The 26564-nt window shown below is 70.5% G+C and carries 28 protein-coding genes and 1 pseudogene; 12 read left to right on the forward strand and 17 right to left on the reverse strand.

From position 1 onward, the window contains the following. Positions 1 to 5: 5 nt before the first annotated feature. Together glpK and ISU10_RS05840 are read right to left on the reverse strand one after the other, a co-directional pair. Entirely contained in the window at positions 6 to 1490 is a 1485-nt protein-coding gene (glpK, locus tag ISU10_RS05835) for a glycerol kinase GlpK (RefSeq protein WP_194695441.1), read from the reverse strand. Continuing rightward, positions 1487 to 2311 carry a DUF1028 domain-containing protein gene (locus ISU10_RS05840; RefSeq protein WP_194695442.1) on the reverse strand — a complete coding sequence of 275 codons (825 nt, stop codon included), beginning with the start codon at positions 2309 to 2311 and terminating at the stop codon, positions 1487 to 1489. Before ISU10_RS05840 ends, glpK begins: the two co-directional genes overlap by 4 nt. 93 nt (positions 2312 to 2404) lie before the next feature. Here ISU10_RS05840 and ISU10_RS05845 point away from each other — a divergent pair, with 93 nt between their 5' ends. Continuing rightward, positions 2405 to 3664 carry an MFS transporter gene (locus ISU10_RS05845; RefSeq protein ID WP_194695443.1) on the forward strand — a complete coding sequence of 420 codons (1260 nt, stop codon included), beginning with the start codon at positions 2405 to 2407 and terminating at the stop codon, positions 3662 to 3664. On the opposite strand, the gene ISU10_RS05850 is transcribed toward ISU10_RS05845, so the two are convergent. Together ISU10_RS05850 and ISU10_RS05855 are read right to left on the reverse strand one after the other, a co-directional pair. Further along, positions 3636 to 4448, reverse strand: a complete 813-nt coding sequence (locus ISU10_RS05850; protein WP_194695444.1) for a glycosyltransferase 87 family protein — start codon at positions 4446 to 4448, stop codon at positions 3636 to 3638. The genes ISU10_RS05845 and ISU10_RS05850 overlap by 29 nt on opposite strands. 127 nt (positions 4449 to 4575) lie before the next feature. Continuing rightward, the gene (locus ISU10_RS05855; RefSeq protein ID WP_194695445.1) at positions 4576 to 4917 is read right to left on the reverse strand and encodes a hypothetical protein; all 342 of its coding nucleotides are present in this window, start codon (positions 4915 to 4917) and stop codon (positions 4576 to 4578) included. A gap of 233 nt (positions 4918 to 5150) precedes the next feature. Here ISU10_RS05855 and ISU10_RS05860 point away from each other — a divergent pair, with 233 nt between their 5' ends. Continuing rightward, positions 5151 to 6179 carry a 6-phosphofructokinase gene (locus ISU10_RS05860; protein ID WP_194695446.1) on the forward strand — a complete coding sequence of 343 codons (1029 nt, stop codon included), beginning with the start codon at positions 5151 to 5153 and terminating at the stop codon, positions 6177 to 6179. A gap of 66 nt (positions 6180 to 6245) precedes the next feature. Here the strand turns inward: ISU10_RS05860 and ISU10_RS22895 are convergent, their stop codons facing one another. Together ISU10_RS22895 and ISU10_RS24050 are read right to left on the reverse strand one after the other, a co-directional pair. Continuing rightward, positions 6246 to 6734, reverse strand: coding sequence for a hypothetical protein (locus tag ISU10_RS22895; protein WP_228499764.1), 489 nt, complete (start codon positions 6732 to 6734; stop codon positions 6246 to 6248). Between the two features lie 127 nt (positions 6735 to 6861). After that, a pseudogene (locus tag ISU10_RS24050) lies at positions 6862 to 7131 on the reverse strand (type IV toxin-antitoxin system AbiEi family antitoxin domain-containing protein); the annotation flags it as partial. A 70-nt stretch (positions 7132 to 7201) separates the two neighbouring features. Here ISU10_RS24050 and ISU10_RS05870 point away from each other — a divergent pair. Together ISU10_RS05870 and ISU10_RS05875 are read left to right on the forward strand one after the other, a co-directional pair. Beyond that, on the forward strand, positions 7202 to 8563 hold the full coding sequence (locus ISU10_RS05870; RefSeq protein ID WP_370864816.1) for a class II 3-deoxy-7-phosphoheptulonate synthase: 1362 nt from the start codon (positions 7202 to 7204) through the stop codon (positions 8561 to 8563). A gap of 316 nt (positions 8564 to 8879) precedes the next feature. Next, complete coding sequence (locus ISU10_RS05875; RefSeq protein ID WP_228499767.1) at positions 8880 to 9776, forward strand: trypsin-like serine peptidase; 897 nt, start codon at positions 8880 to 8882, stop codon at positions 9774 to 9776. Between the two features lie 44 nt (positions 9777 to 9820). Here ISU10_RS05875 and ISU10_RS05880 read toward each other — a convergent pair whose 3' ends face one another. Then, positions 9821 to 10408 carry a GNAT family N-acetyltransferase gene (locus ISU10_RS05880; RefSeq protein WP_194695447.1) on the reverse strand — a complete coding sequence of 196 codons (588 nt, stop codon included), beginning with the start codon at positions 10406 to 10408 and terminating at the stop codon, positions 9821 to 9823. A gap of 23 nt (positions 10409 to 10431) precedes the next feature. Between ISU10_RS05880 and ISU10_RS05885 the strand changes: the two genes are divergently transcribed. After that, on the forward strand, positions 10432 to 11448 hold the full coding sequence (locus ISU10_RS05885; protein WP_370864818.1) for a threonine aldolase family protein: 1017 nt from the start codon (positions 10432 to 10434) through the stop codon (positions 11446 to 11448). A gap of 30 nt (positions 11449 to 11478) precedes the next feature. Here the strand turns inward: ISU10_RS05885 and ISU10_RS05890 are convergent, their stop codons facing one another. The 4 genes from ISU10_RS05890 to pknB all read right to left on the reverse strand — a co-directional run bounded on the left by ISU10_RS05890 (position 11479) and on the right by pknB (position 16754). Next, positions 11479 to 12519, reverse strand: coding sequence for an NADase-type glycan-binding domain-containing protein (locus ISU10_RS05890; RefSeq protein ID WP_194695448.1), 1041 nt, complete (start codon positions 12517 to 12519; stop codon positions 11479 to 11481). Positions 12520 to 12581: 62 nt separating this feature from the next. Beyond that, complete coding sequence (gene aroF / locus ISU10_RS05895; RefSeq protein WP_194695449.1) at positions 12582 to 13631, reverse strand: 3-deoxy-7-phosphoheptulonate synthase; 1050 nt, start codon at positions 13629 to 13631, stop codon at positions 12582 to 12584. 83 nt (positions 13632 to 13714) lie between these two features. Continuing rightward, positions 13715 to 14614 carry a DMT family transporter gene (locus ISU10_RS05900; RefSeq protein WP_194695450.1) on the reverse strand — a complete coding sequence of 300 codons (900 nt, stop codon included), beginning with the start codon at positions 14612 to 14614 and terminating at the stop codon, positions 13715 to 13717. Positions 14615 to 14666: 52 nt separating this feature from the next. Beyond that, positions 14667 to 16754, reverse strand: a complete 2088-nt coding sequence (pknB, locus tag ISU10_RS22900) for a Stk1 family PASTA domain-containing Ser/Thr kinase (protein ID WP_370864820.1) — start codon at positions 16752 to 16754, stop codon at positions 14667 to 14669. 129 nt (positions 16755 to 16883) lie between these two features. Here pknB and ISU10_RS05915 point away from each other — a divergent pair, with 129 nt between their 5' ends. From ISU10_RS05915 to ISU10_RS05925, 3 genes are read left to right on the forward strand one after another with little or no spacing between them, the layout of a single operon-like run. Further along, positions 16884 to 17255 (forward strand): Rv2175c family DNA-binding protein, encoded by a 372-nt coding sequence (locus tag ISU10_RS05915; RefSeq protein ID WP_194695451.1) that lies wholly within the window; start codon positions 16884 to 16886, stop codon positions 17253 to 17255. An 11-nt stretch (positions 17256 to 17266) separates the two neighbouring features. Next, a complete protein-coding gene (locus ISU10_RS05920; RefSeq protein WP_194695452.1) occupies positions 17267 to 17680 on the forward strand; it encodes a guanyl-specific ribonuclease in 414 nt (137 codons plus the stop codon). Further along, on the forward strand, positions 17677 to 18111 hold the full coding sequence (locus ISU10_RS05925) for a barstar family protein (RefSeq protein WP_194695453.1): 435 nt from the start codon (positions 17677 to 17679) through the stop codon (positions 18109 to 18111). Before ISU10_RS05920 ends, ISU10_RS05925 begins: the two co-directional genes overlap by 4 nt. A gap of 46 nt (positions 18112 to 18157) precedes the next feature. On the opposite strand, the gene ISU10_RS05930 is transcribed toward ISU10_RS05925, so the two are convergent. After that, positions 18158 to 19234 carry a polyprenyl synthetase family protein gene (locus ISU10_RS05930; protein ID WP_194695454.1) on the reverse strand — a complete coding sequence of 359 codons (1077 nt, stop codon included), beginning with the start codon at positions 19232 to 19234 and terminating at the stop codon, positions 18158 to 18160. Between the two features lie 43 nt (positions 19235 to 19277). Between ISU10_RS05930 and metF the strand changes: the two genes are divergently transcribed. Both metF and ISU10_RS05940 read left to right on the forward strand, forming a co-directional pair. Next, the gene (gene metF / locus ISU10_RS05935) at positions 19278 to 20174 is read left to right on the forward strand and encodes a methylenetetrahydrofolate reductase [NAD(P)H] (protein WP_194695455.1); all 897 of its coding nucleotides are present in this window, start codon (positions 19278 to 19280) and stop codon (positions 20172 to 20174) included. 106 nt (positions 20175 to 20280) lie between these two features. Next, complete coding sequence (locus ISU10_RS05940; protein ID WP_194695456.1) at positions 20281 to 20892, forward strand: SIMPL domain-containing protein; 612 nt, start codon at positions 20281 to 20283, stop codon at positions 20890 to 20892. A gap of 9 nt (positions 20893 to 20901) precedes the next feature. Here ISU10_RS05940 and ISU10_RS05945 read toward each other — a convergent pair whose 3' ends face one another. Together ISU10_RS05945 and ISU10_RS05950 are read right to left on the reverse strand one after the other, a co-directional pair. After that, complete coding sequence (locus ISU10_RS05945) at positions 20902 to 22188, reverse strand: phytoene desaturase family protein (protein ID WP_194695457.1); 1287 nt, start codon at positions 22186 to 22188, stop codon at positions 20902 to 20904. A gap of 4 nt (positions 22189 to 22192) precedes the next feature. Then, positions 22193 to 23602 carry an ATP-grasp domain-containing protein gene (locus ISU10_RS05950; protein ID WP_194695458.1) on the reverse strand — a complete coding sequence of 470 codons (1410 nt, stop codon included), beginning with the start codon at positions 23600 to 23602 and terminating at the stop codon, positions 22193 to 22195. A gap of 84 nt (positions 23603 to 23686) precedes the next feature. Between ISU10_RS05950 and ISU10_RS05955 the strand changes: the two genes are divergently transcribed. Then, positions 23687 to 24415, forward strand: coding sequence for a TSUP family transporter (locus ISU10_RS05955; protein WP_194695459.1), 729 nt, complete (start codon positions 23687 to 23689; stop codon positions 24413 to 24415). Here the strand turns inward: ISU10_RS05955 and ISU10_RS05960 are convergent. Genes ISU10_RS05960 through ISU10_RS05970 form a run of 3 tightly spaced genes read right to left on the reverse strand, consistent with a single transcriptional unit; the run spans position 24390 to position 25851 of the window. Then, complete coding sequence (locus ISU10_RS05960; protein ID WP_194695460.1) at positions 24390 to 24992, reverse strand: DUF4126 domain-containing protein; 603 nt, start codon at positions 24990 to 24992, stop codon at positions 24390 to 24392. The genes ISU10_RS05955 and ISU10_RS05960 overlap by 26 nt on opposite strands. Positions 24993 to 25001: 9 nt before the next feature. Then, the gene (locus ISU10_RS05965; RefSeq protein WP_194695461.1) at positions 25002 to 25358 is read right to left on the reverse strand and encodes an ArsC/Spx/MgsR family protein; all 357 of its coding nucleotides are present in this window, start codon (positions 25356 to 25358) and stop codon (positions 25002 to 25004) included. 10 nt (positions 25359 to 25368) lie between these two features. After that, on the reverse strand, positions 25369 to 25851 hold the full coding sequence (locus ISU10_RS05970; protein ID WP_194695462.1) for a YbaK/EbsC family protein: 483 nt from the start codon (positions 25849 to 25851) through the stop codon (positions 25369 to 25371). A 46-nt stretch (positions 25852 to 25897) separates the two neighbouring features. On the opposite strand from ISU10_RS05970, the gene ISU10_RS05975 reads away from it, so the two are divergent. Continuing rightward, entirely contained in the window at positions 25898 to 26404 is a 507-nt protein-coding gene (locus tag ISU10_RS05975; protein WP_194695463.1) for a hypothetical protein, read from the forward strand. Positions 26405 to 26564 lie beyond the last annotated feature (160 nt).

A 26564-nucleotide genomic window follows, 5' to 3' on the forward strand; every position in this document is an offset into this window, starting at 1 on the left:
ACCACCTACTGTGCCCAGCCTTTTGATCTCTCGACGGCTTTTAGCCAACGTTGGTGCCGCGCGTCGGCGTCCGCGGCATCGGCGGTGGGCTGGAACTCCCTGTCGAGCTGCCAGGTCTCGCGCAGGTCGTCGACGGAGTCCCAGACCCCGGAGCCGAGCCCGGCCAAGAACGCGGCGCCCAGACCGGTGGTCTCGACGATGCGCGGACGCTGCACCGCCCGGCCGACCTGGTCGGCCTGGATCTGGCAGAGGAGGTCGTTGGCAGCGGCGCCGCCGTCGACCCGTAGCGGGAGGTCACCTGAGCCGGGCATGGTGTCGAGCACGTCGCGCACCTCGAAGGCGATCGCCTCCAGCGTCGCCCGCACGATGTGGGCACGGGTCGTGCCACGGGTGATCCCGATGATCATGCCGCGGGCGTGAGGGTCCCAGTGGGGTGCCCCGAGGCCGGTGAGGGCCGGCACGAACACGACACCCTCGGTGTCATCGATGCTGGCCGCGATGGCTGCGGTCTCGGCCGCGGAGCCGACGATCTGCAGGCCGTCGCGCAGCCACTGGACCGCGGCGCCCGTCACGAAGATCGCCCCCTCCAGGGCGTAGGTGAGCTCTCCGGACGGCGACCGCCAGGCGGCCGTCGACAGCAGTCCGGCAGCGGAGCGCTCGAGGGTGCTGCCGGTGTTGGTGAGGATGAACGAGCCCGTGCCATAGGTGCACTTGGCGTCGCCGACGTCGAAGCAGGTCTGGCCGAACAGCGCCGACTGCTGGTCACCAGCCAGGCCCGCGATCGGCAGCGACAAGCCGCAGTACGTCGCGGGGTCGCTCGTGGCGATCTCGCCCCAGTTGGGCACCAGGTCGGGCAGAGCCTCCCGAGGTACGCCGAACAGCGAGCACAGCTCGTCGGACCACTCGCCGGTCGTCAGGTCGAGGAGCAGGGTGCGGCTGGCGTTGGAGACGTCGGTGACGTGCCACGTGCCGCGGGTCATCCGGGCGATGAGGTAGGAGTCCACCGTCCCGATCGCGTAGCGGCCGGCTTGCACGAGCGCCCACGTCTGGGGCTCGTTCTCGGCCAGCCACATGAGCTTGGTGCCGGAGAAGTAGGGATCGAGGCGAAGACCCGTCAGCTCGGTCACCCGGTCCTCGTGGCCCGCGGCGCGCAGCCGGTCGCAGATATCGGCCGTCCGCCGGTCCTGCCAGACGATGGCCCGGCGCGGAGACCCGAGCGTCTCGCGGTCCCACAACAGCACGGTCTCTCGCTGGTTGGTGATCCCGATCGCCTTGAGGCTCGCCTGGTCGACCTGGGCGAGGACCGCGCGGGTCGCCTCGAGGGTGGCCTGCCAGATCTCCTCGGGTCCGTGCTCCACCCAGCCGGGCTTGGGGAAGTGCTGGGCGAACTCCTGGTAGCCCTTGGCCAGCACCGACCCGCGTTCGTCGACTACCAGGGCGGTGACGCCGGTGGTGCCGGCATCGATGGCGAGGACGTTGGCCGCTGTCACGAGGCGCTCGTATCGCGCAGGATCTCCAGGATCTTCTCGTCGAGCCACTCGCCGGCGGGATCCGCGCGCATCTCGTAGTTCTCGGTGCCGACCCAGGCATGCAGATCAGCGAAGCCGAGTGCCTTGACCTTCTCGTCGACCTCACGCTTCTGTTCCTCGGTCAGGTAGATCCGCTCGTCCTCGGTCGAGGCGGTCAGGTAGAGGTCGTTGAGGTCGAGCAGCCGCGCCAGCTCGGTCACGGGATCCGCGTGGTCATCGACCCGCAGGTCGACCGCGATGTCGTCGAGGCCGCCGTACCCCGCCCCGTCGCGTACGACGAGGAGCGCTGCCGACTGACGTCCGCGACTGTCGCCACCGGCGTCGTCGCCGGCGGTCAGTGCGGCCAGCAGCCGTCGCGCGAGCGGGGCGTCGTCGTCACTGGTCTCCCACGCGGCCTGCATGGCCAACACGACGTCTTCGCCGGCCAGGATGTTGCCCTGGATCGCGTAGCCGTCACCGGTCAGGCTTCCCGCCCAGTCCAGGCAGGCGTGGCCGGTGTGGCTGGCGGCGCCGCCGTCGACGTCGACGATGCCCACCTGGCGGGCATCGCGCCCCTCGTCGTCCTCGAGCAACCGCTGCAAGGCGATCTCGGCGGTCGCGCCGTCGTCGAGATGGGAGAGGGCCTGGCCCTTGTAGGCGACGTTGGCGTCGGCCTGCGTGGCGATGGCGCCGACGCCGGCGACCGCAGCCGGCACGGCCGACCCGACCGCGAGGAACTTGGAGGCGACGGCCACGCCCCAGGACTCGCCGTCAGCAGAGCGCGCCACGATGGAGAACGTCATGGCGCGACAGTAGCGAGAGCGCCGATCAGCCAGCGCATGCGTCGGGGAGATCCCGGTTGCCTTCGACCCCACTTGAGGTTGCACGATGGGCAGGTGTCCGGATCGCTGACCTCGAGGCTGGGCTTCCCGCAGGTGGGGGAGCACCGGCGCTTCGTGACCGCGATCGGCATCGACGCCGTCGGATCGGGCATCTGGATGCCGGTGTCGATGATCTTCTTCCTGGCGACCACCGACCTCTCGCTGGTGCAGGTCGGTCTGGCCCTGTCCCTGGCCTCGCTGCTGTCCCTGCCTGCTGCCGTGGTGGTCGGGCAGCTCGTCGACAGGTACGGCGCCAAGAACCTGCTCCAGGCCGGCAACGCCCTGCAGGCACTGAGCTTCCTGGCCTATCCGTTGGTCGACCAGGTCTGGTCGGTCGCCCTCGTCGTCGCGGTCTCCGTCATCGGCCGGACGGCCTTCTGGGGCTCCTACTCGCCGATGGTCACCTTGATCTCGCCAGCCGGGGAGCGGGAGAAGTGGTTCGGCTTCCTGGGTGCGATGCGCAACGCCGGCTTCGCGATCGGCGGCATCGTGGCTGCCCTGGCACTGACGGCCGATGCGACGACGGTCTACTACGCGGTCGCCGTGCTCAACGCGGCGTCGTACGTCCTGTCGTTCGCGCTGCTGGCGGGTGTCGCCGTCCACGACGGTGCGGAGTCCCGGCACGACCACGCGTCCGACGTGGTCGGCGGCTGGGGAACCGTGCTCCGCGACCAGGGCTATCGCTGGCTGGTGCTGAGCAACTTCGGCTATGCGATGACCTCGGCGGTGCTCAACGTCGCGATCCCGGTCTACGTGATCGAGATGCTCGGGCTCCCGGGCTGGGTGTCAGGCGCCGTGTTCGTGATCAACACCCTGATGATCGGAGCCGGGCAGGGGCTGGTCGTGCAGCGCATGACAGGCGCGGTCAGAGCGCGCATCGTCGCGCTCGGCGCGGTCGTGACGGCCGCCTCGCTGCTGATCCTGTGGGGCGCCGGCCCGCTCGGCGTCGCGGCAGGCTCGGCCGTCGTGCTGCTGGCCGCCGTGGTCTACACACTGGGCGAGCTCATCGCGGGTCCGGTGCTGGCGACCATCGCCGCCGAGTCGCCACCCGCCGCGTTGCGCGGACGCTACCTGGCGACGTACCAGCTCTCGTGGAACGTCGCCACGGGCGTGGCCCCGCTGCTGTACGCCTGGCTGCTCGACCTGGGCAGCACCCCGGCGTGGCTGTCGATGGCGACCATCGCGCTGCTCGGCGCTGCCGCCACGATCCCGATGCGTGGACGGCTCGACCACGCTGGGCGCGTCGTTACGAATCTGGCTGAGGCGCCCGCGTGAGCCTGTCGGCCCGTATCAGCCTCGGCAGCACCATCAGACCCGCCAGCGAGTGGACGTGCCAACCTGCCATGGGCAGCAGGAGGTAGAAGGCGAGTCCGGCAACCCAGAGGCGCCGCGACTTTGCGGCCCAGCCGGCGAGACCTGCGGCCAGGATCAGGCGCAAGGTGCGCACGGTGCTGTCGTCGGAGTGCGCGAACAGGAAAGCGATCCACTGTCTCCACAATGACGGGTCCAGACGCCAGGAGATCGCCACCAGAACCGTAGCCATCGCCGTCGCCCGGGCCACTCGTCGCCAGTCCTTGTCCGAGGCCCACCAGGCCAAGGGCATCAGGGCAGGCGTGATCTTGGTCAGGAGGGACGGCACCACCGACCAGGCGCCTGCACCCGTGATCGCCAACACCGTGCTGACGCACAGGAGTGGGTTGACGTTGGCCAGCAAGACTGCGGGCCAGCAGGCCGCGAGAGCGGGGGCGCGCCACTTCCAGGGTAGGGGAGCAGACAGCCACCAGAAGGCAACGCAGTCCGCGAGCATGAGCCCGGCCAGGAACACCTTCCACGGCAAGAACTCCAGGACCCGGACCGCTTCGAGGAACACCGGCGAGTAGAGGACGGCGTCTATCTCACCGGGCGGGAGTGTGTAGGGGTGGCTCATCTGGGCGCCTACCCAGTAGGCGTGTGCGTCAACGCCGAGGTAGGACGGCCCCATCGTGTAGGCCCAGGTCGCGAATGCGGCCAAGACCATGGTGCCCAGCCACAGCTGGACGACGAGGATGCGCTGACCCACCTGCCGGAGGTCGCCGTCCCGACCCCAGCGGGCCCTGGAGCCAAGCGAAAGCGAACCGCTGGTGCGCCCCGTGGTCGGGGCAACCAGTGTCATCGTCGCCCGCAGTCGAGCACCGGGCTATCGCTCGTCAGACGGCGACGAGGCGGTGTGGCGCGACGCGTTCGACGATGTCCATCTCGTCGATGTGGGCCTGGGCCTGGGCTGCGTAGGTCACCGAGCCGTCCTCGCTCTCGACGCGAGTCAGGTGCAGACGCACCAGGTAGTCGCCGATGCGGCTGAGGTGAGTGCCCTCGCGCACCTCGGCCGGCCCGGACAGCGTGGCGCGGAAGTAGAGCGTGCCGCCGCAGAGGACGGGCGCCACCTCGGCAAGCCGCAGACGCGCGGCGCTGTGACCGTTGATGACGATGACGTCCTGGCCGACCGCAGCCGAAAGCTCGGTGTACGTCGGCACTGCGCAGATAAGCGACATGATCCCCCCAGATCAACCTCAATCGGATCCCCCCGGATCCAGTGCCAAGACTGACACCTCGACCACGGATCCGCAGAGTTTTCGCGATATCTGTCTAGACACCGAAGGTCGGATGTATCAACGTCCGAACCTCGACACGGGTGGCAGGAGGCCGGTGACTGCTCTAGTCTCGATCTGCTCTGGAACGATCCAAACGACACGACTGATCACCTACTGGGGAGACGACCGGAACCATGAAGGTCGGAGTGCTGACCGGAGGCGGGGACTGTCCCGGCCTCAACGCCGTCATCCGAGCCGTCGTCCGCAAGGGCGTCAACGTGCACGGCTTCGAGTTCGTGGGCTACCGCGACGGCTGGAAGGGCCCCCTGGAGGGCCTGACGATGGACCTCGGCATCAAGCAGTGCCGCGGGATCCTGCCTCGGGGGGGCACGATCCTGGGGTCCAGCCGCACCAACCCGTTCAAGATCGACGGTGGTGTCGAGAGGATCAAGGACAACCTCGCCACCGAGGGGGTCGACGCTCTGGTCGCCATCGGTGGCGAGGACACCCTCGGCGTCGCGACCAAGCTCGCCGACCTCGGCGTCAATGTCGTCGGGGTGCCCAAGACCATCGACAACGACTTGTCGGGCACCGACTTCACCTTCGGCTTCGACACGGCGGTCAACATCGCGACCGAGGCCATCGACCGGCTGCACACGACCGCGGAGTCCCACCACCGCGTGCTGGTCGTCGAGGTGATGGGCCGCCACGCCGGCTGGATCGCCCTCCACTCCGGCATCGCCGGCGGCGCGAGCACGGTGCTGATCCCCGAGCAGCCCTTCGACATCGACAGGGTGTGCGACCACGTCAAGAAGCGCTTCGAGACCCACTATGCGCCGATCATCGTGGTCGCCGAGGGCGCGGTCCCCAAGGAGGGCGGCGACATGACGCTGGTCTCCGGCGAGCTCGACGCCTTCGGCCACGTGCGGCTCGGCGGCATCGGCGACCGGCTGGCCAGCGAGATCGAGCACCGCACCGGTGCCGAGGCACGGGCCGTCGTGCTCGGCCACATCCAGCGCGGCGGCACGCCGACCGCGTTCGACCGCTGGCTGGCGACCCGGTTCGGCCTCCACGCGATCGATGCTGTCGCTGAGCGCGACTTCGGCGTGATGGTCGCCCTTCGCGGCAAGAACATCGAACGCGTCAAGCTGATCGAGGGCACCGGCGAGCTGAAGCTCGTCAGCCCCGCGGAGTACGCCGAGGCCGAGGTCTTCTTCGGCTGACGGCACGTTCCCGGGATGTCCGAGCCTGCGACGAAGCAGGCTCGTCTCAGCCTCGGACATCGCGCATCACACAGCGGCACACCCCGGCCCGCAGGCTCGGAGCGATCCGGTCCAACCGCGTGCCGCCAACAGGAGTCCGATCTTGACGGCCGTGCGGCATGGTCGGCCGAAGACCTGCCCCCAGCCCAGGCGCACGGTCCCGTGCCCGGCGAACGCGGAGTCGAGGTCACGCTCGAGATCGGCGTCGCGCGCAGACGGCGACGTGTGCACCAGCATGCCGTCCAGCTCGACGAGCTGCTTGAACGACGGGTAGGCGACATCCCGATACACCCGGCCGCTGCCCAGCCGGTCAGGAGCTTGGCGCAGACCCACGGGCAGTCCATGAGGCCGCTCGACTCTGGTGAGGTAACCGTGCTCCAGCACCGAACAAGTCCCCTCGGCGATGTCCGGGAGCACCGCTTCGAGCCATCGGCGTCCCGTCACTCGCGCCCGTCGGCCGAGAGCCTCGAGGAGCCGGCTGGCGGTGGTTCGCCGCGACTGGCACACCGCTGCCATGAGCTGGATCTTCTCCAGCTCCGACGACGTGGCCTGAGATGCCTGCAACTGCGGCTGGCCAGTAATAGAGCACTCCGGCCCAGCATCGCTGGATCCAGGTGGGCTCGCCGGTGTGATTGACGTAGACCCCAGGCAACAGCGGGACCCACTCACGTCGTCGGACCATCCGGTCCACGTCTACTCGGCTCAACCCCGCCGCCATCGCTTGACGCCGGGAGACGACGCCGTCCTGGTCGCCCAGCAACTGGGAGAGGCTCCGGTTCACGTCCACGCCGATGACCCTGGCGCAAGCCGTGGTCGTCGCGCGGGCCAGCCGTCGCCGCCTGTGGAGAACCTCGTCGCAGGTCACGTCCGAGCCTGCGACGAAGCAGGTTCGTCTCAGCCTCGGACATCGCACCGCCCTCGGGTGACGTCCGCCACGAGCCGACCGGCAACCCGCGGACCATGCGCACGTCTACCCTGGTCCGGTGAGCCCTGAGACGTTCGGCGTGGTCCCCTCGCTGGAGGACCTGCACGCGCTCGGCGCGCGCCAACAGCCGAGCTACGACAGCAGTGGGGGTGCCGAGGCTCGCGACGCGGCCATCGCCAAGCTGCGCACGCTTCCTCCGCTGGTCTTCGCCGGCGAGTGCGACGATCTCAAGACCAAGATGGCCGCGGTCGCCCGTGGCAACGCGTTCGTGCTGCAAGGAGGCGACTGCGCCGAGACGTTCTCGGGCGTCACTGCCGACAACGTGCGCGCCAAGCTGCGAGTGCTGCTCCAGATGGCGGTCGTGCTCACCTACGCCGCCTCGGTGCCGGTGGTCAAGGTCGGCCGGCTGGCCGGCCAGTACGCCAAGCCGCGCTCATCCGACGAGGAGACCCGAGACGGGCTCACGCTGCCTGCCTACCGCGGCGACGCTGTCAACGGCTACGACTTCGAAGCGGGCTCGCGCGTGCACGACCCGGCCCGGCTCGTGGAGGTCTACCACTCCTCGGCCGCCACCTTGAACCTCGTGCGTGCCTTCGTGACCGGTGGCTTCGCCGACCTGCGTCAGGTCCACGCCTGGAACACCGACTTCGTCAAGGAGTCCGGCATCGGGCAGCGCTACGAGCGCCTGGCCAACGAGATCGAGCGCGCCCTGACCTTCATGCAGGCGATCGGCGCTGACCCCGACGAGTTCCACCGCGTCGACTTCCATACCTGCCACGAGGGCCTGCTGCTCGACTACGAGCACGCGATGACGCGCATCGACTCCCGCACCAACACGCCGTACGACGTGTCGGCCCACTTCCTCTGGATCGGCGAGCGCACCCGCCAGCTCGACGGGCCCCACGTCGAGCTGTTCCGCCACATCCGCAACCCGATCGGGGTCAAGCTCGGGCCGACCACGACGCCGGACGACGCGATCGCGCTGGCCGGGCGGCTCAACCCCGACAACGAACCGGGGAGGCTGACCTTCGTCACGCGGTTCGGCGCCGAGCGCATCCGCGAGTCGCTGCCCGACCTGGTCGAGAAGGTCACCGCCGCCGGAGTCGACGTCGCGTGGGTGTGCGACCCGATGCACGGCAACACCTTCGAGGCGTCCTCGGGATACAAGACCCGCCGCTTCGACGACGTGATCGCAGAGGTCCAGGGCTTCTTCGACGTGCACCGCTCGCTCGGCACCTGGCCGGGCGGCGTCCACGTCGAGCTGACGGGCGACGACGTCACCGAGTGCATCGGTGGTGGCGAGGAGCTCCTCGAGATCGACCTGGCCCACCGCTACGAGTCGGTCTGCGACCCGCGCCTGAACCGCGTGCAGTCACTCGAGCTCGCCTTCCTGGTCGCGGAGATGCTTCGCCAGGCCTGAACCAGATCCCTCCTCCCGCCGTACCCGACGGCTGACCGGTCGCCCGTGGTGACCTGACCTGACCTGGCCTGACCTGGCTCGACCCGCGTCTGAGCTTCGGTGCACGGCTTCGGCTACACCCGTGTGCGTAACGTGATGGGGGGCCCGTACTTCGGCTCCACTGCTCCGCCCGTCCCGGACCTCTCACCGGGGCGGGCGGAGCCAATTTGATCCGTTTGGAGGGTGTCGCCCGGCGGGAAAGCGGGCTACGGTCCCGCTGGTCCCCGACGTTTGCGCCACTGGGCGCTCCTCCCTCTCGGGGCTTGAGGAGGAATGCATGAAGCTACGTTCGATCGCGACCGGGCTGGCCCTGGCCGCCGGGCTCTCGCTCTCGCTGACGCCGACCGGCACGGCGACCGCCGCTCCCCAGGACCGCCCGGCGTCGTCGGTGGCCAAGCACGCGGCAGCCACCACGAAGGCCGAGCAGCAGCGCATCATCGACTACTGGACGCCGTCTCGGATGAGGAACGCGATCCCGCTCGGCACCCAGCGCGAGCTGAAGGGCAAGCCGGGCGGTAGCACGGGCGGCACGGCCGTCGCCGAGGTGGCGCAGCCCCGGTTCGGCAAGGTCTTCTTCAGCATCGGCCGGTCCAACTACGTCTGCTCGGGCACCGCCACCAACAGCACCAACGGCGACGTGGTGACGACGGCGGGGCACTGCGTCAGCGACGCGGGCACCTTCGTGACCAACTTCGCCTTCGTGCCGGCCTATGACCACAACTCACGGCCCTACGGGACGTGGACGGCCCAGACGCTGCTCACCACCTCCCAGTGGCTCAACGGCGAGGACTACGACTACGACACCGGGTTCGCCGTGATGAACGAGAACGCCTCCGGCCAGAGCCTGACCGGCCTGGTCGGCGGCTACCCGATCGCCTTCGGCCAGCCGCGAGGCCAGACCATGAAGGCCTACGGCTACCCGGCCGCCAGGCCGTTCGACGGTCAGTCGCTCTACTCCTGCACCGGCGTGGTCGTCCAAGACACCGTCGGCGGCAGCACCGACCAGGGCCTGTCGTGCAACATGACCGGTGGCTCGTCCGGCGGTGGCTGGATCCAGAACGGCTCGCTGAGCTCGGTGACGAGCTTCGGCTACACCAGCGTCAAGAACGTCCTGTGGGGCCCGTACTTCGGCTCGGTCATCCAGGACGTCTACGACACGGCCGCGACGAGCTGAGCACAGCTCGACAGCGAACCGATCGTGAGCCGCCCGTCCCCACGTCAGGGGGACGGGCGGCTCGTCGTCTCGGGGGCCCATTCCTCGGCGAGCAGCGCATAGGTGTAGCCGTCGAGCCAGCCCCGATCACGGTGCAGCGAGTCCTTGATCGCATGGGACTCGCGGCGCATCCCCAGCTTCTCCATCAGCCGCCACGAGCCGGTGTTGTCGGAGAAGCACGTCGCGTAGACGCGGTGCAGGCCGAGCTCCGCGAAGCAGCGGTCGACGAGAGCGCGAACGGCCTCGAGGGCGAGTCCCTGTCCCTGGTGTTCGGGGCTCAGCGCCCAGCCGATCTCGGCCTGCTGAGGTGCTTGGTCCTGCACCTCTGCTTGTGCCCAGCAGTCGGAGACCGAGAGGTAGAGGTCGCCGACCATCTGTCCGTCGCGCTCCACGACCAGCGTGCGGGTCCGGAACTCCTCGTCCCTGAACCGTTCCTCGACCGAGGTCAGGTCCTCCGACAGGCGCGGCAACCACTCGGCCACCTCGGGAAGTCGGCGGTAGGCCTGGAAGGCCGCTGCGTCTGTCTCCTCCGACGGCCTGATGCGCAGCCGCTCGGTGACGATCGGCCACGACACCTTGTCCTGTGAGCTCATGATCCGACGCTAGCCTCACCAACGTGCCGATCGACGCGCCCATCGACCTACGCAGCGACACCCTCACCAAACCGACCGACGGGATGCGGGCGGCGATGGCCTCCGCCGAGGTGGGCGACGACGTCTACGGCGAGGATCCGACGGTCTCGGCCCTGCAAGAGCGCGTGGCGGCGTTGTTCGGGCACGAGGCTGCCTTGTTCACGCCGACCGGCTCGCTGGCCAACCTGCTGGCCGTGCGGTCCCTGGTCGTGCCCGGGCAGGAGGTGCTGTGCGAGTCCTCGGCACACATCGCGAGGGCGGAGCTGGGCGCCCACGGTGCCTACGGCGGCGTGACCATGCGTACCTGGACCCACCCGCGTGGCCAGGTCGACCTGCCGGCGATCTCGGCCATGTACGCGCCCGACATGGGGCCCTTCTTCGTCCGCACCGCCGCGGTGTCGGTCGAGAACACCCACAACTTCGCGGGTGGAGCGGTGCTCCCGCTGGCCGACCTGGAGGCGCTGCGGTCCTGGACGGCGTCGCTCGGCGTCGCCGTGCACCTCGACGGCGCACGCATCTGGAACGCCCACGTGGCCACGGGCACCCCGCTGGCGGCGTACGGCGCCCAGGCCGACGTGCTGAGCGTGTGCTTCTCCAAGGGCCTCGGCGCACCCGTCGGTTCGATGCTGGTCGGGTCGGCAGCCGCTGTCGCGGAGGCGCGGGTGGCCCGCAAGCGGCTGGGCGCCGGAATGCGTCAGGTGGGCATCCTGGCCGCCGGTGCGGCCTACGCCCTCGACCACCACGTCGAGCGACTGGCCGACGACCACGAGCACGCGCGGATCCTGGCGCAGGCCTGTGGCGTCGACCCACGGGCCGTGGCCACCAACATCGTCGTCATCGAGCGTCCCGACGCGGCAGCGTTCGTGGCTGCCGCGCGCGATCGGGGTGTGCTCGTGTCCGCGGTCGGCCCGCGCACGGTCCGGCTGGTCACCCACCTCGGCGTCAGCCGTGGCGACACCCAGCGGGCGGCTGAGGTGCTGACCCAGCTGTTCGGTGGTTGACGGGCGAGCCTTGCGAGCCTCGAAACCCGCTCACGCTGACGGCACCCCGACCAGGCTGACCTCGCTGACCGCCGTGTAGTCACGGGCGCTGCGGCCGCCTCCCGGGGAGCTGACTGAGACGAGGCGGAGCTTGATCGTCGAGGTGGTCACGGTGGAGGAGAGCTCGATGGTCTGCATCTGCTTGGTCGCACGCAGCGCCTGGTCGATGGTGGAGCCGTCGTCGAAGATCCACTGAGCCATCAGGACCCGCCGGTTGCCGAGGTACCAGTTGAGGTTGTGGCCGCCGACGAAGGCGTTCTTGGCGTAGCCGTTGATCAACCCGACGCGCGTGATGGAGGTCGACGAGGAGAGCGTGAAGGTCAGCTCGCTGCCCGTGCCGTCGCCCGCCATCCGCCAGCACGTGTCGGCCAAGCCGTCGAGCATGTTGGCGGCGTCGTAGGTCGTGCGGTTGCCGAACGCGTCGGCGTTGGGCGGGGCGGTTCGCGGCGCGACGGCGGTGGCCGAGGACGCCACGTCGACGGCTTCGCCCGGGGCGGCGGGCTCGGACGTCGCCGGCCCTGATGACGACGGCCCTGATGACGACGGCGAGTCATCGGTGCCACCGGAGGCTCGCGGCACCGAGAGGGTCTCGCCGGTGCCGGGGCCAGACCGACCTTCGCTCGGGGAGAACAGCAGCCACACCCCGGCGAAGGCGACCAGCACCAGCACGACGGCGAGGATCGCCCACACCAGCCACGGGGGACTCCCGCGGCGGTCGTCGGCGTCCTCCTCGTCGTCGAGGTACGCCGGGGGCTCCGGCGCGTAGATCGCAGGTGCCCGCTGCCCCGGCTCGCGGTGGGCCGCAACGTCGAGCTCGTCGGCGAACAGCGGGTAGCGCGCAGGCGCGGGGATCGGGGCAGATGCAGGCTCGACCGCCTCTCGGAGCGCCGCACGCTCGGCTGTGTCGGTCCGCCAGGTCGACGGGGTGCGCGGCTGGGGACCGGTTTGCGGTGAGAGCACCGCGGCGCCGCACGAGGGGCACGAGGGCGCGTCGCCGACCTCGCTACCGCAGCTCGCGCAGGTGGTGGTCATCACGTGTCCTTCAGCGGGTCGAAGTGGCTCTCAACCGGACCCAATGTAGGCGTTTGCGCTGGTCAGGTCACCTGCAGCCGCTCTGCGGCATCGACGCGACCCACCAGCGGCGGGATCCGACGTACGGCCGCGGCCAGGTCCCGCAGATCGGATCCGACCAGGGCTTGCGGACCGTCGCACAGCGCCGACTCGGGGTCCGGATGCACGTCGACGATCACGCCGTCGGCCCCGGCCGCGATGCCCGCTCTGGCCAGGGGCACCACGAGGTCCTTGCGCCCGGCCGCGTGCGAGGGGTCGACGATGATCGGCAGGTGGCTGGTCGCCTGGACGATCGGCACGGCAGAGATGTCGAGCGTGTTGCGGGTCGCGGGCTCGAAGGTGCGGATTCCGCGCTCACACAGCACCACGTCGAGGTTGCCGCGCTGGGCGATGTACTCGGCCGCCATCAGCCACTCCTCGATGGTCGCGGTCATGCCGCGCTTGAGCAGCACCGGCGTGCCGGCCTCGCCGGCAGCCTGGAGCAGCCCGAAGTTGGCCATGTTGCGGGTGCCGATCTGCAACATGTCGGCGTACTCGCACACGATCGGCACGTCGCGCGCGTCGACCACCTCGGTGACCACCGGCATGCCGGTGGCCTCACGGGTCTCGGCGAGGATCTTGAGGCCCTCCAGACCCAGACCCTGGAAGGCGTACGGCGAGGTGCGCGGCTTGAAGGCCCCACCGCGTAGCACGGTGGCGCCGGCTGCCTGAGCCATCTGCGCCGCCTCCAGGGTCTGACCGGGGGTCTCGACCGCGCAGGGCCCGGCGATGAAGGTGAACGTCTCCGGCCCGATCGGCACGCGATGACCGGCGGGACCGACCCACACGGTGGAGCGCTCGGGGTGGTGCTGACGACTGACGAGCTTGTAGGGGTCGGAGATCCGGTGTACGTCGGCGACCCCACCCAGGGCTCGCAGGTTGAGGTGGTGGAAGGAGTCGATGTCACCGACCAGTCCGATGATCGTGCGCTCGACGCCCTTGCTCACGAACGCCTCGCCGCCGACGCTCTCGACCCGTTCGACGACGTGCTCGATCTGCTCCTCGGTCGCCCCCGGCGCCATCACGATCACCACGCGGGCGACGCTAGCCCGATTCGTCAGGGGTCGGCCGGGGGTTCTCAGCGGGCGGATCCCTGACGAATCGCGATCAGCCGCGATCAGCCGGCCAGGTGCGTGACCTCGGCCTCGACCTTGCGGCGGGGGACCAGCTCGACGACCAGCATCGCCGCGAGCACCAGCGCGCCGCCGAGGAACATCCGGGAGGTCAGCGACTCACCGCCCAACAGCACCGCGAAGAACGCGGCGAAGACCGGCTCCATGCTCATCACGATCGCGGTCCGGGTCGGGGGCAGATGTGCCTGTGCCCAGGTCTGCCCCACGATGCCAAGCGCTCCCGGGAGCAGGGCCATGTAGAGCAGCGCGACCCAGTCGGAGCTCCGCTCGGGCAGCACGATGCCGTCGGGGGCGGTCGTGACCAGGCACACGGCGGCGATCACGGCGAGCTGCACGATGGCCAGGCCCATCGCGTCGCTCGGCGTGGACCAGGCGCCGAGGCCGACGATGTGGAGCGCGTAGAGCATCGCGGCCACGAAGGTCAGCGCCTCGCCGTAGCCCACCGAGAGGCCGTCGAGGGTCAGCACGCCGAGACCGACCACGGCCAGCAGGACGGCGGCCCACGTCAGCCCGGTGATCCGGGTGCGCAACAGCACAGCGGCGAACAGTGGCGTCGCCACGACGTAGAGCCCGGTGATGAAGCCGGACACGCTGGCGGGCGTGTGGGCAAGGCCGGCGGTCTGGAGGATCTGACCGAAGCCGTAGAGCAGGCCGAGCACGGTGGCGTGCCGTCTGGCCCGTCTGCTGAGCCGCCCGAACGCCCGCGGGGCCATCAGCACCAGGGCCAGGGCCGCGATCGCGAATCGCACGCCGAGGAAGTCGAGCGTCGGGACCCGGTCGAGCAGGTCCTTGATCAGGAAGAAGGTGCTGCCCCAGCCAGCGGTGATGGCGAGCAGGGCAGCCGTGGCCAGCAGCGTCGTACGACGGGTGGTGGCTGCGGCCATGGGCGCACACCCTAGCGACGGCACACGTGGGGCCAGTCAGGCCCGGTCAGGGTCAGATCAGGTAGAGGGTGACGGTCGAGCCCCTCGGGATCATCGTCCCGGAGTCGGGGTCGGTGTCGTAGACGAAGCCGAGGCCGAGGTAGTTGTCGACGTGCGCGATCTCCACGTGGAAGCCCGCAGCCTCGAGCACCTCCTGGGCGTGCTCCCAGCCCGAGGCCCGCAGGCCGCCCGGCACCTCGATCAGCTCGGGACCGAGCGAGACCACGAGCGACACCTCGTCGCCTCGGTAGAGCGTGCCGTCGACAGGGTCTTGGGAGATGACCTTGCCCTCGGGCACTTCGTCGGAGTACTCCTCCTTCGTCGTGACCTCGAGTCCCTTCTTCTCCAGCGCTGCCTGGGCCGCCTCGGCGTCCTTGCCCGTCCAGTTCTTGATGGTCAGCGGCTTGCGGCCCTTGCTGACGTAGAGGTCGACGACCGTGTCGGGCTTGAGGGTCTGGCCGGCGGGCGGGTCGCTGCGGAGCACGACGCCCTCGGGAACGGTCTCGGACCAGCGGCCGATGGACTTGCCGAACGCCAGATGCATGCCGAGCAACGCGTCCTGCGCCTGGTCCTCGGTCAGGCCCTTGGTCGTCGGCACGTCGTAGCGCTCCTTGCCGAGCGAGAACACCAGCGTCACGGTGCCGCCGTCGAGCACCCGGTCGCCGGCGCCCGGGTCGGCCGAGAGCACCCGGCCCTTGGGCACCGTCTCGGAGAAGGCCGCGTCACCGATCTCGAACTCGAGGCCGGCCGAGTCGAGCTTGTGCTCGGCGGCTGTTGCCGTGAGGCCGAGGACACCGGGCGTCGAGGTGTAGCGCGCCCACCCGAACCACCACGCACCGACGCCGCCGCCGATCACGAGGAGGAGGGCGAGCAGCAGCAAGACCGGACCGCGCCGAGAACGCCGCGGCCGGCGTGCGCTGGTGATCCGGGGTACGTGCGGTGGGGGAGGTACGGGTCGGCGGTCGATCGCCGTCGTGCGGTGCACCGCGGCGGCAGCCTCGGCTGGCTCGGCCACCTCGGTCGACATCATCCGGGCGAACTCGTCGAGGTCGTACGGGTCGGGCTCGGTGTCCTCACGCTGGTGCTCGCGCAGATCCCCGTGCAGGTCGACGCGCATCGTGTCGGTGGCCACGTTGCCCTGGTCGCCTGCGTCCTCCTGGTCGAAGTGACGGGCGAGTGCCAGGTCGGCGGTCAGGTCGTCGTCCTCGCGCACGCCGTCGCGCAGCGCCTGGGCGACGCGGTGCACCTGGTGCAACAGGACGCTCGCGTCGGCGGGCCTCTGGTCGAGGTCACGCGCGGTGGCGCGGGCGACCAGCGCATCGACGTACGCCGGGAGTCCGGGGACCACCAGGGACGGCGCCGGCACGTCCTCGTGCACGTGCTTGTAGGCGACCTGGATCGGCGACTCACCCTCGTGGGGCTTGGTGCCGGTGAGCAGCTCGTAGAGCAGCACGCCCACGGCGTAGACGTCGGCCCGAGCATCCGACCGTCCGTCGATGACGAGCTCGGGTGCCAGGTAGGAAACGGTGCCGATCAGCACGCCGCCGGTCGCAGTGTGCTGCGTGTCGGCGCTGACGGCCTTGGCCAGACCGAAGTCGGCGACCTTGACGCGTCCGTCGTCGGCGATCAGGACGTTCTCGGGCTTGATGTCGCGATGGATCAGGCCGGCTCGGTGCGCGCTGGCGAGCGCCGACAAGATCGGCTCCACCAGAGCCAGCGCCCGCGAGGGAGCCATCGGGCTCTCCTTGCGGATCACGTCGCGCAGCGTGTGCCCCACGACGTACTCCATGACCAGGAAGACGGTGCCGTCGTCGTCGCCCTGGTCGAAGACCGCCACCACGTTGGGGTGGTCCAGGCGTGCTGCCGATCGCGCCTCGCGGACGAACCGGGCTGCGAACTCCTCGTCGTCACCCAGGCCTGCATGCATCACCTTCACCGCGCACTGGCGGTCGAGCCTGAGGTCGGTGGCCTCGTAGACGCCCGCCATCCCACCGCGCGCGATGCGGGCGATGATGCGGTAGCGACCGTCGAGGAGTCGCCCGACCAGAGGGTCGTTCAGGGTGGCGCCGGGCCCTGCTGGGGCGCGCCCGTGTGACTGCACTCGACCCTCCAATGCACCGGTCGGGGAAGAAGCCGGTCCGCCCATCGTACGGAGGAGTCCCGTCGGTGGCCCCTCAAGACCGCCCCGGCGTGGCGTTGAGGGACTTCCCGGACGTGACAGCATGTCCGCATGACGAGTGTTCCCCTCGCCGAGCAAGACCTTGCCTCCCTCGTCGACGAATGGGTCGACTGGCACGCGGCCGCCGGCCTGCTGGGCGTCCCGGTGTCCCGGGTCCGCACGATGATCCGCGAGCACGAGCTGGCTGCGGCCGTCCCCTCACCAGGAGCCGGCCAGCAGGTGCCGGCGGCGTTCATCCAAGACGGCCTGGTGGTCAAGGGTCTGCCGGGCCTGCTGACGGTGATGCACGACAACGGGTACGACGATCGCGAGTGCATCGCGTGGCTGTTCCTCGACGACGACCTCCCGGGTCGCCCGATCGACGCGCTGCGCGAGAACCGCGGCACGGAGGTCAAGCGCCGCGCCCAGGCCATGGCCTTCTGAGTCGCAGGGAGATGTCAGCGACGACCCGGCGCCAGCTCGTCGGGGCTGTGGTGGTCGTCGTGCTGGCCACGCTCGTCTGGTACCTGCAAGGCGGCGACGGGCAGTCGACCGACGCCAACGAGCCCGGCGACCTGCCCAGCATCGCGGTGTCCGACCTGCCGCCCGAGGCGTTGGAGACGCTGGACCTGATCGACGCGGGCGGGCCCTTCCCCTATCCCGGCGACGACGGCAAGGTGTTCGGCAACCGTGAGGCCCTGCTGCCCGACCGGCCGTCGGGCTACTACCACGAGTACACCGTGCCGACGCCCGGCTCCGATGACCGTGGCGCGCGGAGGATCATCACCGGAGGCGAGGGTGATGGCTCCTCCACGGAGTACTACTGGACCGACGACCACTACCGATCGTTCGAGAGGATCGACAGATGAGCGGACTGGCGGCCGTGCTGGCGCACCGCAAGGAGCCCGGGATCTACGTGTGGCACGGGCACTTCAAGGACGACGACGTCCGCCACACCGTCGAGCACGCCGGCTGGCACTACGCCCACATCGACGGCTGGCACGGCGACACCAAGGCCGACTTCCTGCGAGCGGTGGGGGAGGCGCTCGCGTTCCCCGATCACTACGGCCAGAACTTCGACGCCCTTGCCGACTGCCTCGGCGACATCGTCGCCGGTGACAGCGACGGCTGGCTGCTGCTCTGGGACGGCTGGGGCCCCTTCGCCCGCCTCGACGAGCGAGCCTTCTCCGTCTCGCTCTCGGTCCTCGGAGGCCGTGTCAACGCGGAGCGAGGCGGGCCCTTCGTGGTCGTCCTCCGCGGCGAAGGCCCCGAGCTCGAGGGAGTCCCGTCGCTCGACTGAAGGTGGTGGCCCTCGCGCTTGGGACCAATCGCCCGGCCTCGACGCCTCAGACCGCCCGGTCGGTGGCAGCTGCGGCCAGCTCCCGGAGCACCGCACGCGCGGGCTCGGCGAAGGTCGAGTCCTGGAGCCTGGAGAGGGACACCGAGACCAGCTCGTCGATGACCTGCTCGACCTGGGCGTGGGCGCCAGAGTCGTCGATGATGCGCCGTAGCTCGGCGATGTCGGCATCAGCCAGGGGACGGCCCAACGAGGCGTCGAGTCGTGAGGCATCGGCCGAGGAGGCGCCGTCGAGGGCCAGGGCGACCAGCACCGTGCGCTTGCCCTCGACGAGGTCGTCTCCGGCCGGCTTGCCGGTCGTGGCCGGGTCGCCGTACACCCCGAGCAGGTCGTCGCGGAGCTGGAAGGCCTCGCCGAGCGGGAGACCGTAGGCCGACAGCTCGCGCACGTGGTCGGGCGTCGCACCCGCCAGCGTGGCGCCGACGTGGAGCGGCCGCTCGATGGAGTACTTGGCCGACTTGTAGCGCAGCACCGTCATCGCCGTGTCGACGTCGGCGTGACCGCGGGCCTGCACCGACACGTCGAGGAACTGCCCGGCGATCACCTCGTTGCGGCAGAGGTCGAAGACCTGGAGCGCGGCAGCGACGCGATCGGCGGGCAGCCCGCATCGGCGCAGCAGCTCGTCGGACCACGAGAGCAGCAGGTCACCGAGCAGGATCGCGGCCGAGGCGCCGTACTGCTCGGGGTCGCCGCGCCACGACTGCGAGCGGTGCCGACCGGCGAACGCGCGGTGAGTGGCCGGTCGGCCCCGGCGCGTGTCGGAGGCGTCCATGTAGTCGTCGTGGACCAGGGCGCTGGCGTGCAGCACCTCGAGGGCAGCGCACGCGCGCAGCAAGGCGTCCTCGTCGGAGACGTCGGGCTCGACGGCCCGGTAGCCCCACCAGCAGAAGGCCGCCCGGAACCGCTTGCCTCCCGAGACGCTCCGGCGGGCTTCCTCGAGCAGCGTGACGGCGTCGGGACCCAGCGGCGCCAGGCGGGCGGACATCTCGTCGAGAAACTCGTCGAGGACCTTCTGCAGCCGGTCCCGGAACGCTGCGTCGTCCCAGGAGCCGTCCCACGAGGTCATACGTGGAGGCTAGTGGCCGACCCGCGTCCCTAGACTTGCCCCTATGGTTGCGGCCCCCCAGGAGCATCGGCGCAGCATCGGCCAACTCGTCCGCGAGGGCGAGCGCTCGATCTCGTTCGAGTTCATGCCGCCCAAGGACGAGGCCGGCGTCGAGCAGCTGTGGTCGGCGATCCGGGACCTGGAGCCCTACCAGCCGACCTTCGTGTCGGTGACCTACGGCGCCGGCGGCACCACCCGCGACACGACGGTCGCGATCACCGGGCGCATCGCGCGCGAGACCTCGATGCGAGCGATGGGGCACCTGACGTGCGTGGGGCACACCCGCGAGGAGCTCAGCGACATCCTCGAGGCCTACCGCGCGGCCGGCGTGCGTGACGTGCTGGCGCTGCGCGGCGACCCCAAGGAGGGCCCGACCGCCCCGTGGACGCCGACTCCCGGCGGCTTCACCTACGCCAGCGAGCTGGTCGCCTTGGCCCAGGAGGTCGGCGGCTTCAGCATCGGCGTCGCCGCCTTCCCCGAGGGTCATCCGTCCGCCGAGTCGAAGGACGCTGACGCGCGCGTGCTGGTCGCCAAGGCCGAGGCCGGCGCGCAGTTCGCCGTGACCCAGCTGTTCTTCCGGGCGGCCGACTACGCCGACCTCGTCGCTCGCGTGCGGGCGCTCGGCTGCGACATCCCGATCCTGCCGGGCATCATGCCGATCACCAACCTGCGCCAGGTCGCCCGGATGGCCGAGCTGTCCGGGGCGGTGCTGCCCGACGAGGTCAGCGCCAGGTTCGACGGACTGACCGAGCCAGCCGACGTGCGGCGCGTGGGCGTCGAGGTGGCGACCGAGCTGTGCCAGCAGGTGCTGGCGCTCGGGGCACCCGGGCTGCACTTCTACACGCTCAACCGGTCGCGGGCGACGCTGGAGATCTTCGAGGCCCTGCGCATCACGGCCTAGCTCCGGCCTCGCTGCGGTCGGCTGTCGTCGCGCTATGAGCTGTGCTCTTCCTCCTCCGCTTGACTCGCTGGCGCTGGCTTCCGCTGCCACTGGCTAACCTCCTGGCATGCGCACCGTCACCGTCACCGGGCAGGGCACCGCACGTGAGGTCCCCGACACCGTCGTCGTCCGCGTCGCGGCCAGCCAGCGTGCGGCGGGCGTCGCCGAGGCCCTCGCGGGAGCCAACTCGGCTGCCGACGAGATCGTCGCCGTGGGCCGCGAGCACACCGACGCATCCCGCATCGCCTCGACCAATCTCAACGTGTGGCCGGCCTACGACAACCAGGGGCAGCCCAGTGGCTTCGAGGCTCGTCACTCACTGAGCATCTCCAGCACCGACGTCCAGGCTGCGGGCAAGCTGCTCGGCGAGCTGGCGAGCCGGGTCGGTGACCGGTTGCAGGTGGAGTCCTTGAGCCTCGAGGTCGGCGACGTGAGCCGCGCGAACGGGCAGGCGCGCGCCGCTGCCTACGCCGACGCGGTGTCCAGGGCCAACCACCTGGCCGAGCTCGCCGGGGTGCGGCTGGGCCAGCCGCAGGCGATCGCCGACGGCGGCGGGTTCGCCTCGCCCATGGCCGAGGGCGGCGCGATGCGGGCGATGAAGTCCAGCGCGGATGTCGCCATCGCCCCCGGCGAGACCACGATCTCGGCGACGTTGACGGTGACCTTCGAGCTCGTCTGAGTGACGGCCTCAGGCCGGCCCGACGACCTGGGCGACCAGTGCGGCCGACAGGCCCACGTAGGGCAGCCCGGCGCCCGGCGTGGCATGCGCCCCCACGGCGTACACACCGGCGACAGGAGTGCCCGGCCCGAGTCTGCGCAGCACGGTCCGTGGTCCCTGCCACAGGACGCCGTACGGCGAGCCGCCCCATGCCTCGACCAGATCACGCGGAGACCGGTCCACCCGCGTGACCACCTGGCTGCGGATGTCGATACCGCGTCGGGCCAGCGTCGTCACCAGGTCCTCGTCGACGCGACCACGTCCGAGCAGGGTCCAGGCAGGACCGTTGGCCCGGACCACGATCGTCGGCTCCCGAGGCTCTCCGTGCAGCACGGTCTCGTGCGCCATCTCGGGCAGGTCGCCTGCCAGCCCCAGGTGCACCATGACCGGAGGCAGCGCGGGCATGGTCCGGGCGACGTACGACGATAGGGCAGGCAGTCGGCGCGGGTCGCAGGCGACGACGACGACATCGGACTCGACGACGCCGACCTCGGTGACCACCCCGATGGCTCGTCCGTCCCGCACCTGCAGGTCTCGGACCTCCGTGCCCCGCAGCACGTCGACGCGGCGCGTCGCGAGCCTGGCCACCAGCGCGCCGAGGAGCGCCTGCATCCCTCCCGAGACCACCGACGAGCCGAAGCGCTGCTCGACGTAGGCCGTCACGCCCACCCAGGCCGGCACGTCTCGCGGGTCGTGCCCCTCGGCCTCCGCTGGATACAGCGCCATCTGACGGAGCCGGTCGTCACGCAGCCGGCGCGCGTGACGGGCCAGGCTCTCTCGCTTCCTCAGCCGGGCGGCCAGGGCAGGAGGCAGACGTGCGGGATCCCAGGGGCGTTCGAGGTACTCGCGACGCAGCACCTCCCAGTCGTCGGCGTAGGCGTGCACGTAGTCGGCCCAGCGAGTCCCAAGACCCGGCTCCATGGCCTCGAGCGCCGCGACCTGTGCGCCCCGGGTGGGTGGCAGGCTCACCGACGAACCGTCGGCGAACCTGTGCTCGCGCAGGACGTCGAGCTCGACCAGCTCCAGCTCGCGCTCGAGCGGACGCCCTGACTTGCGGAACAGGTCGCGCAGCACAGCGGGCAGGACGGTGTACGTCGGTCCGCCCTCCCAGCTGAACCCGTCCTGCTCCACCGGCAGCAGCGCGCCCCCGATCCGCTCGGCTCGTTCGAGGAGGGTGACCGCGTGGCCGAGCTTGGCCAGCCGGGCTGCGGCTGCCAAGCCACCGAACCCGCCGCCTACGACAGCCACCTTCGCCATGGGCCTATCCTCGCCGCAGGTCCGGCGCGGCGGTCAGGTCGCCCAGGTCGACGCCGTACTCCCTCCGCAGCAGGTCGTAGAGCGCCAGGTTCACCGTCGACAGGCGCACCCCCGGAGCCAGCGCCGAGCACGGCTGCACCTTGGCGAACAGGCCCGCCGGGGTGTCGGCCATCACCAGGACGTCCTCGGCGTCGACGCCCGGATCCTGCGAGGAGATCTCGAAGCTGTGACCGTCCCACGTGAGCGCCTCCGTGACGTCGCCGACCACCACGTCCTTGGCCAGCGCGACGGCGCGGCCGCCGGGCTCGGCGTCGATGAGCGGCAGCAGCGCCTCGACGTCGGCCACCCGCACTCCTGGGTCCTGACCGAGGACGAGCGCGTCCTGCAGGAGGGAGAAGAGCTTGCGGTCGATCTGCGTCACCTGCGTGAACCCGGCCGATGCCCGGGTGTTGAGCTCCGTGGGCCGAAACCCCTCGGCGGTGAGGACACCGTCGATCCCGAAGGCGCCGCGGTAGCCGTGGTGCTCCCTGAGGTGCTCGCCGACCTTGCGGGCAGCGGTTCGCATCTCGACACGGTCGGGCGGTGGGGCGTCCCAGTAGGTCGACAGGCCGCCGTACCGGAACGTCCGGGTGGCCTCGTCGCGCAGGATCGAGATCTCGACGGGGCGCAGGGCGGCCGTGCCGTCGGGCAGCACGATCCCGTGGATCGAGCAGGGCACACCGTCGAGGAACGGCAGCACCCGGACCCGGTCGCAACGGGGCAGGAACCACGCGACCGCCCGTTGCTGGTCACCCTCGTCGCGCACCCAGCGCACGTAGTCGCCGCCGCCGTTGAAGCCCTGCTTGGTGTCGCCGGACCACACGGCCCCCAGCGGTCCGCTCAGGCCCTCGGTCGCGTCCGCGAGCGCGTCGCGGTCGACCGGGACGATCTCATACGGCGCCCGGGCGACTCCTGCGGCCTCCCAGATCGCGTCGGCCAGCAGCTTGTCCTCCAGCGCCAAGAACGCCTGCGGGCGTCCGGAGACCACGGGGCGTCCCAGTACTGGCTCGTCGGTCGTGACGAACGGCCCACCCACCCAGACGCCTTGCCTGTCGGGGTCGAACGCCTCCACCGCTGCGACTGCGTGGTCCGGGAGATGGCGGGCCAGGTCGTCGAGGACCCGCATCTCCTCGGTCACGTTGGAGGTGGGCGGGGCCTCGATGTCGACCACGACGCAGTCGCCCTCGGCCGGCTTGGGACCTGCGCCGTGGGCGTAGGTGATGGCCAAGACCGTGGCGTCGACCTCACGCAGCCAGGCGACCAGCTCCGTGCGGGCTGCGAGGATGCCCGGCCCCACGATCACCGGCCGGCCGGCATAGGTCGCCAGCAGACGTTCGGTGAGGTCCGCGCGCACCTCGGGGTCGGCCAGCTCCACCTCTCCAGCATCGGTGGTCGAGCCGCGCGAGCGCCAGGGAGCCCGTGTCGAGACTACGCACGCCGAGGTGGCTACCGTGCGCACGTGCCCGAACTCACCGCCGGCCTGGTGCTCCTGCTGGGCTTGGCGGTCCTCATCGGGGCCTTGGTGCAAGGGAGCGTGGGGTTCGGCGTCGTGGTCGTGGCGGCTCCGTTCGTCGTCTGGCTGGCGCCCGGGCTGATGCCGGGCTCCATGCTGGTCTGCGGGTTCGTGCTGCCGCTGCTGCACCTGGCCGGCAGCTGGCGCGAGGTGAACCGCCGACACCTCACGACGGTGCTCGCGGCCCGGCTCGCGCTGACCCCTCTCGGGGTCTGGGTGGTGGCGGTGTCGAGCCAGCGACTGATCGCGCTGCTGGTCGGGGTGCTCGTCCTGGTGGTGGCGGTCACCTCGGCGGCTGCTCCGCGGTTCGAGCCGAGCACCCGCAACCTGCTGCTGGCCGGTGCCTTGACCGGAGTCTCCGGGACCACTGCTGCGGTCGGCGGACCCTTCGTCGCGATGACCCTCCAGCACCAGCCGGCCGGCGAGCTCCGGGCGACGCTCGCGGCGTTCTTCACCGTCGGGTCGCTGGGGTCGCTGACCGGCCTGGCGGTGGCCGACGAGCTCTCCCGCGACCAGCTCTTGTGGGGCCTGCTGTTCGTGCCGTTCCTGGTGGTCGGCTACCTGCTGAGCCGACCCGTGACCCGGCGGCTCGACGACGGGCTACTGCGCTCGGTGATGCTGGGGTTCTGCGTGGTGGCCGGTGTCTCGATCATCTTGAGGGCGGCGCTGGCGTGAGGCCGTGGCCCGGTCTCCTCCAGCGGCGCCAGCCGCGGCGGACCAGTCTGGCCACGAAGGAGAGCATCACCAGTCCGAGCACCAGCAGGACCGCCGCGACCGCTGCGGCTGCTCGAGGGTTCTCGATCGCGAACCACACCACGGCGAGCACCGTGATGTCCTCGGCGATGCTGGCGCCGATGTTGGTGACCGGCTCGGGTGAGGAGTTGATCGCCAGCCGGCCGCCCGCCTTCACCAGGTGTGACAGGAGTGCGGTGCCGCCGCCCACGACGCCGTACACCGCGTGCTGCAAGGTGTCCGCGTCACCGGCGAGGAGCACGCCGATGACTGCGCCGCTCGTCGGGCGGATCGCCGTCGAGATGGCGTCCCAGGTCGAGTCGACGAAGGGGATCTTGTCGGCCACGAACTCCATGGCGTAGAGGAAGAACGCCACGCCCAGGACGTCCCAACGGTGCAGGGCGTCCGGGATCTGGCCGGTCGGGCTGACCCGGTCGGCGATGCCCAGGACCAGCACGACCAGGTAGGCGTTGACGCCGCTGGCCCAGCCGCTCGAGAAGACCAGGGACAAGGAGTCCATGTGCGGACCCTATGTCTCGGCGTCGATGACCCTGTCCAGCGACTCGGCGTCGCGCCCGACCACGGTCGTGCCGTCACTGGCGGTGATGATCGGACGCTGGATGATGCGCGGGTGCGCGGCCAGCGCGGCGTACCACTCGTCTCGATGCGCGGCGTCTCTCGGAAGGTCGACCCCCTCCTCCTTGGCCTCCTTGGCCCGGGCGATGTCCCACGGCTCGAGGGCGAGCCGGGCCACCACCTCGCGCAAGGTGGCCTCGTCAGGCGGGTCGTCGAGATAGCGCCGCACGGTGTAGGTGATCCCGGCGGCGTCGAGCTCCTCGACGGCCACGCGACACTTCGAGCAGTACGGGTTGAGCCACAGCTCCACGGGTCCTCCTCTACTCGACCTCGATCTCGGTGGCGCCGGTCATCTCGAGCAGCTCGTCGTACGTCGTCGAGTAGACGGCTGCGGGATGGCCGGCGGCGGCCCAGATCACGGAGTACTGGCGCAGCTCGGTGTCGAGCCAGGTAGGTACCGGCGCCGGGTGGGCGATGGGGGAGACCCCGCCGATCACCTGGCCGGTGTGCTCGCGCACGAACTCGGGCGAGGCGCGCTTGAGCGCGCCGACTCCGATGCGTGCCGCCGTCAGACCGGTGTCGACCCGATGGCTCCCGGAGGTGAGGATCAGCACCGGCGAGCCGTCGGCGTCGAAGAGCAGGCTGTTGGCGATGGCGCCCACCTCGCAGCCGAGGGCGGCAGCGGCGAGTGCCGCCGTGTGGACCGACTCTGGAAGAATGACGATCTCGCCCGCACCTCCGCGGGCGGTGTGTGCTTCCCGGAACCGCGAGATCGCGGCGTGCTCCGCAGGTTGGCTCGACATGGGCGCGACCCTAGCGAGCGGTGACGAACGAGAGGGACGGGTGTCGATGGGACGGCAGTGGCCGGACTCGGTCATCAACGCGATGCGGTGCCTGGTGGCGCTGGTGGTGCTGATGGGCGTCGGCACGTTGCTGACCATCGTTCTTCAAGACTCCCTCATCGAGTCGTGGGCCGAGGGCAACCCGGCTGCTCGCGAGATCTTGCGCGACGGTGGGGTGGAGGCGCTCAAGGCCGGCTCGCTCGCGTTGCCGGCGTTCGTGCCGGTCGCGGTCGTGATGTACGTCGTGCTCGTGAGCCTGGTGGCGGTGCTGCGGGTGTTCTTCCGCGAGGGCTACGAGTGGGCCCGGGTGTCGCTGGCCGCGGTCGGGCTGATCCTCGGGCTGGTCGCCGGGCTGATCGCGTTCCGCGAGGGACCGCCCGTGGTGTTCGTCGTCTTGTGCGTGCTCACGCTCCTGGTCGACGCGGTGTTCGTGGCCCTCCTCTTCCACCGCGACACCACCGAGTTCATCCGTGGCTCCTGGGTGGTCCACCACGAGGCCTCCGACCAGGGCTGATCGCTGGTGGGGGTGCGGCTCGTCCACACCCGCTCGACCTGGCTCTTGACGGGCTGTCGGCGGGCGGAGGTATCGTGCTCCTAGTCGAACATTTGTTCGACTGATCCGGCGGGAGCGACTCGACCCCGCTCCTCGCCGGGTCGTCCGGGGTCGAGTGAGC

Origin of the sequence: Nocardioides agariphilus, from assembly GCF_015352445.1 — a bacterium.
GTDB lineage: Bacteria > Actinomycetota > Actinomycetes > Propionibacteriales > Nocardioidaceae > Nocardioides > Nocardioides agariphilus.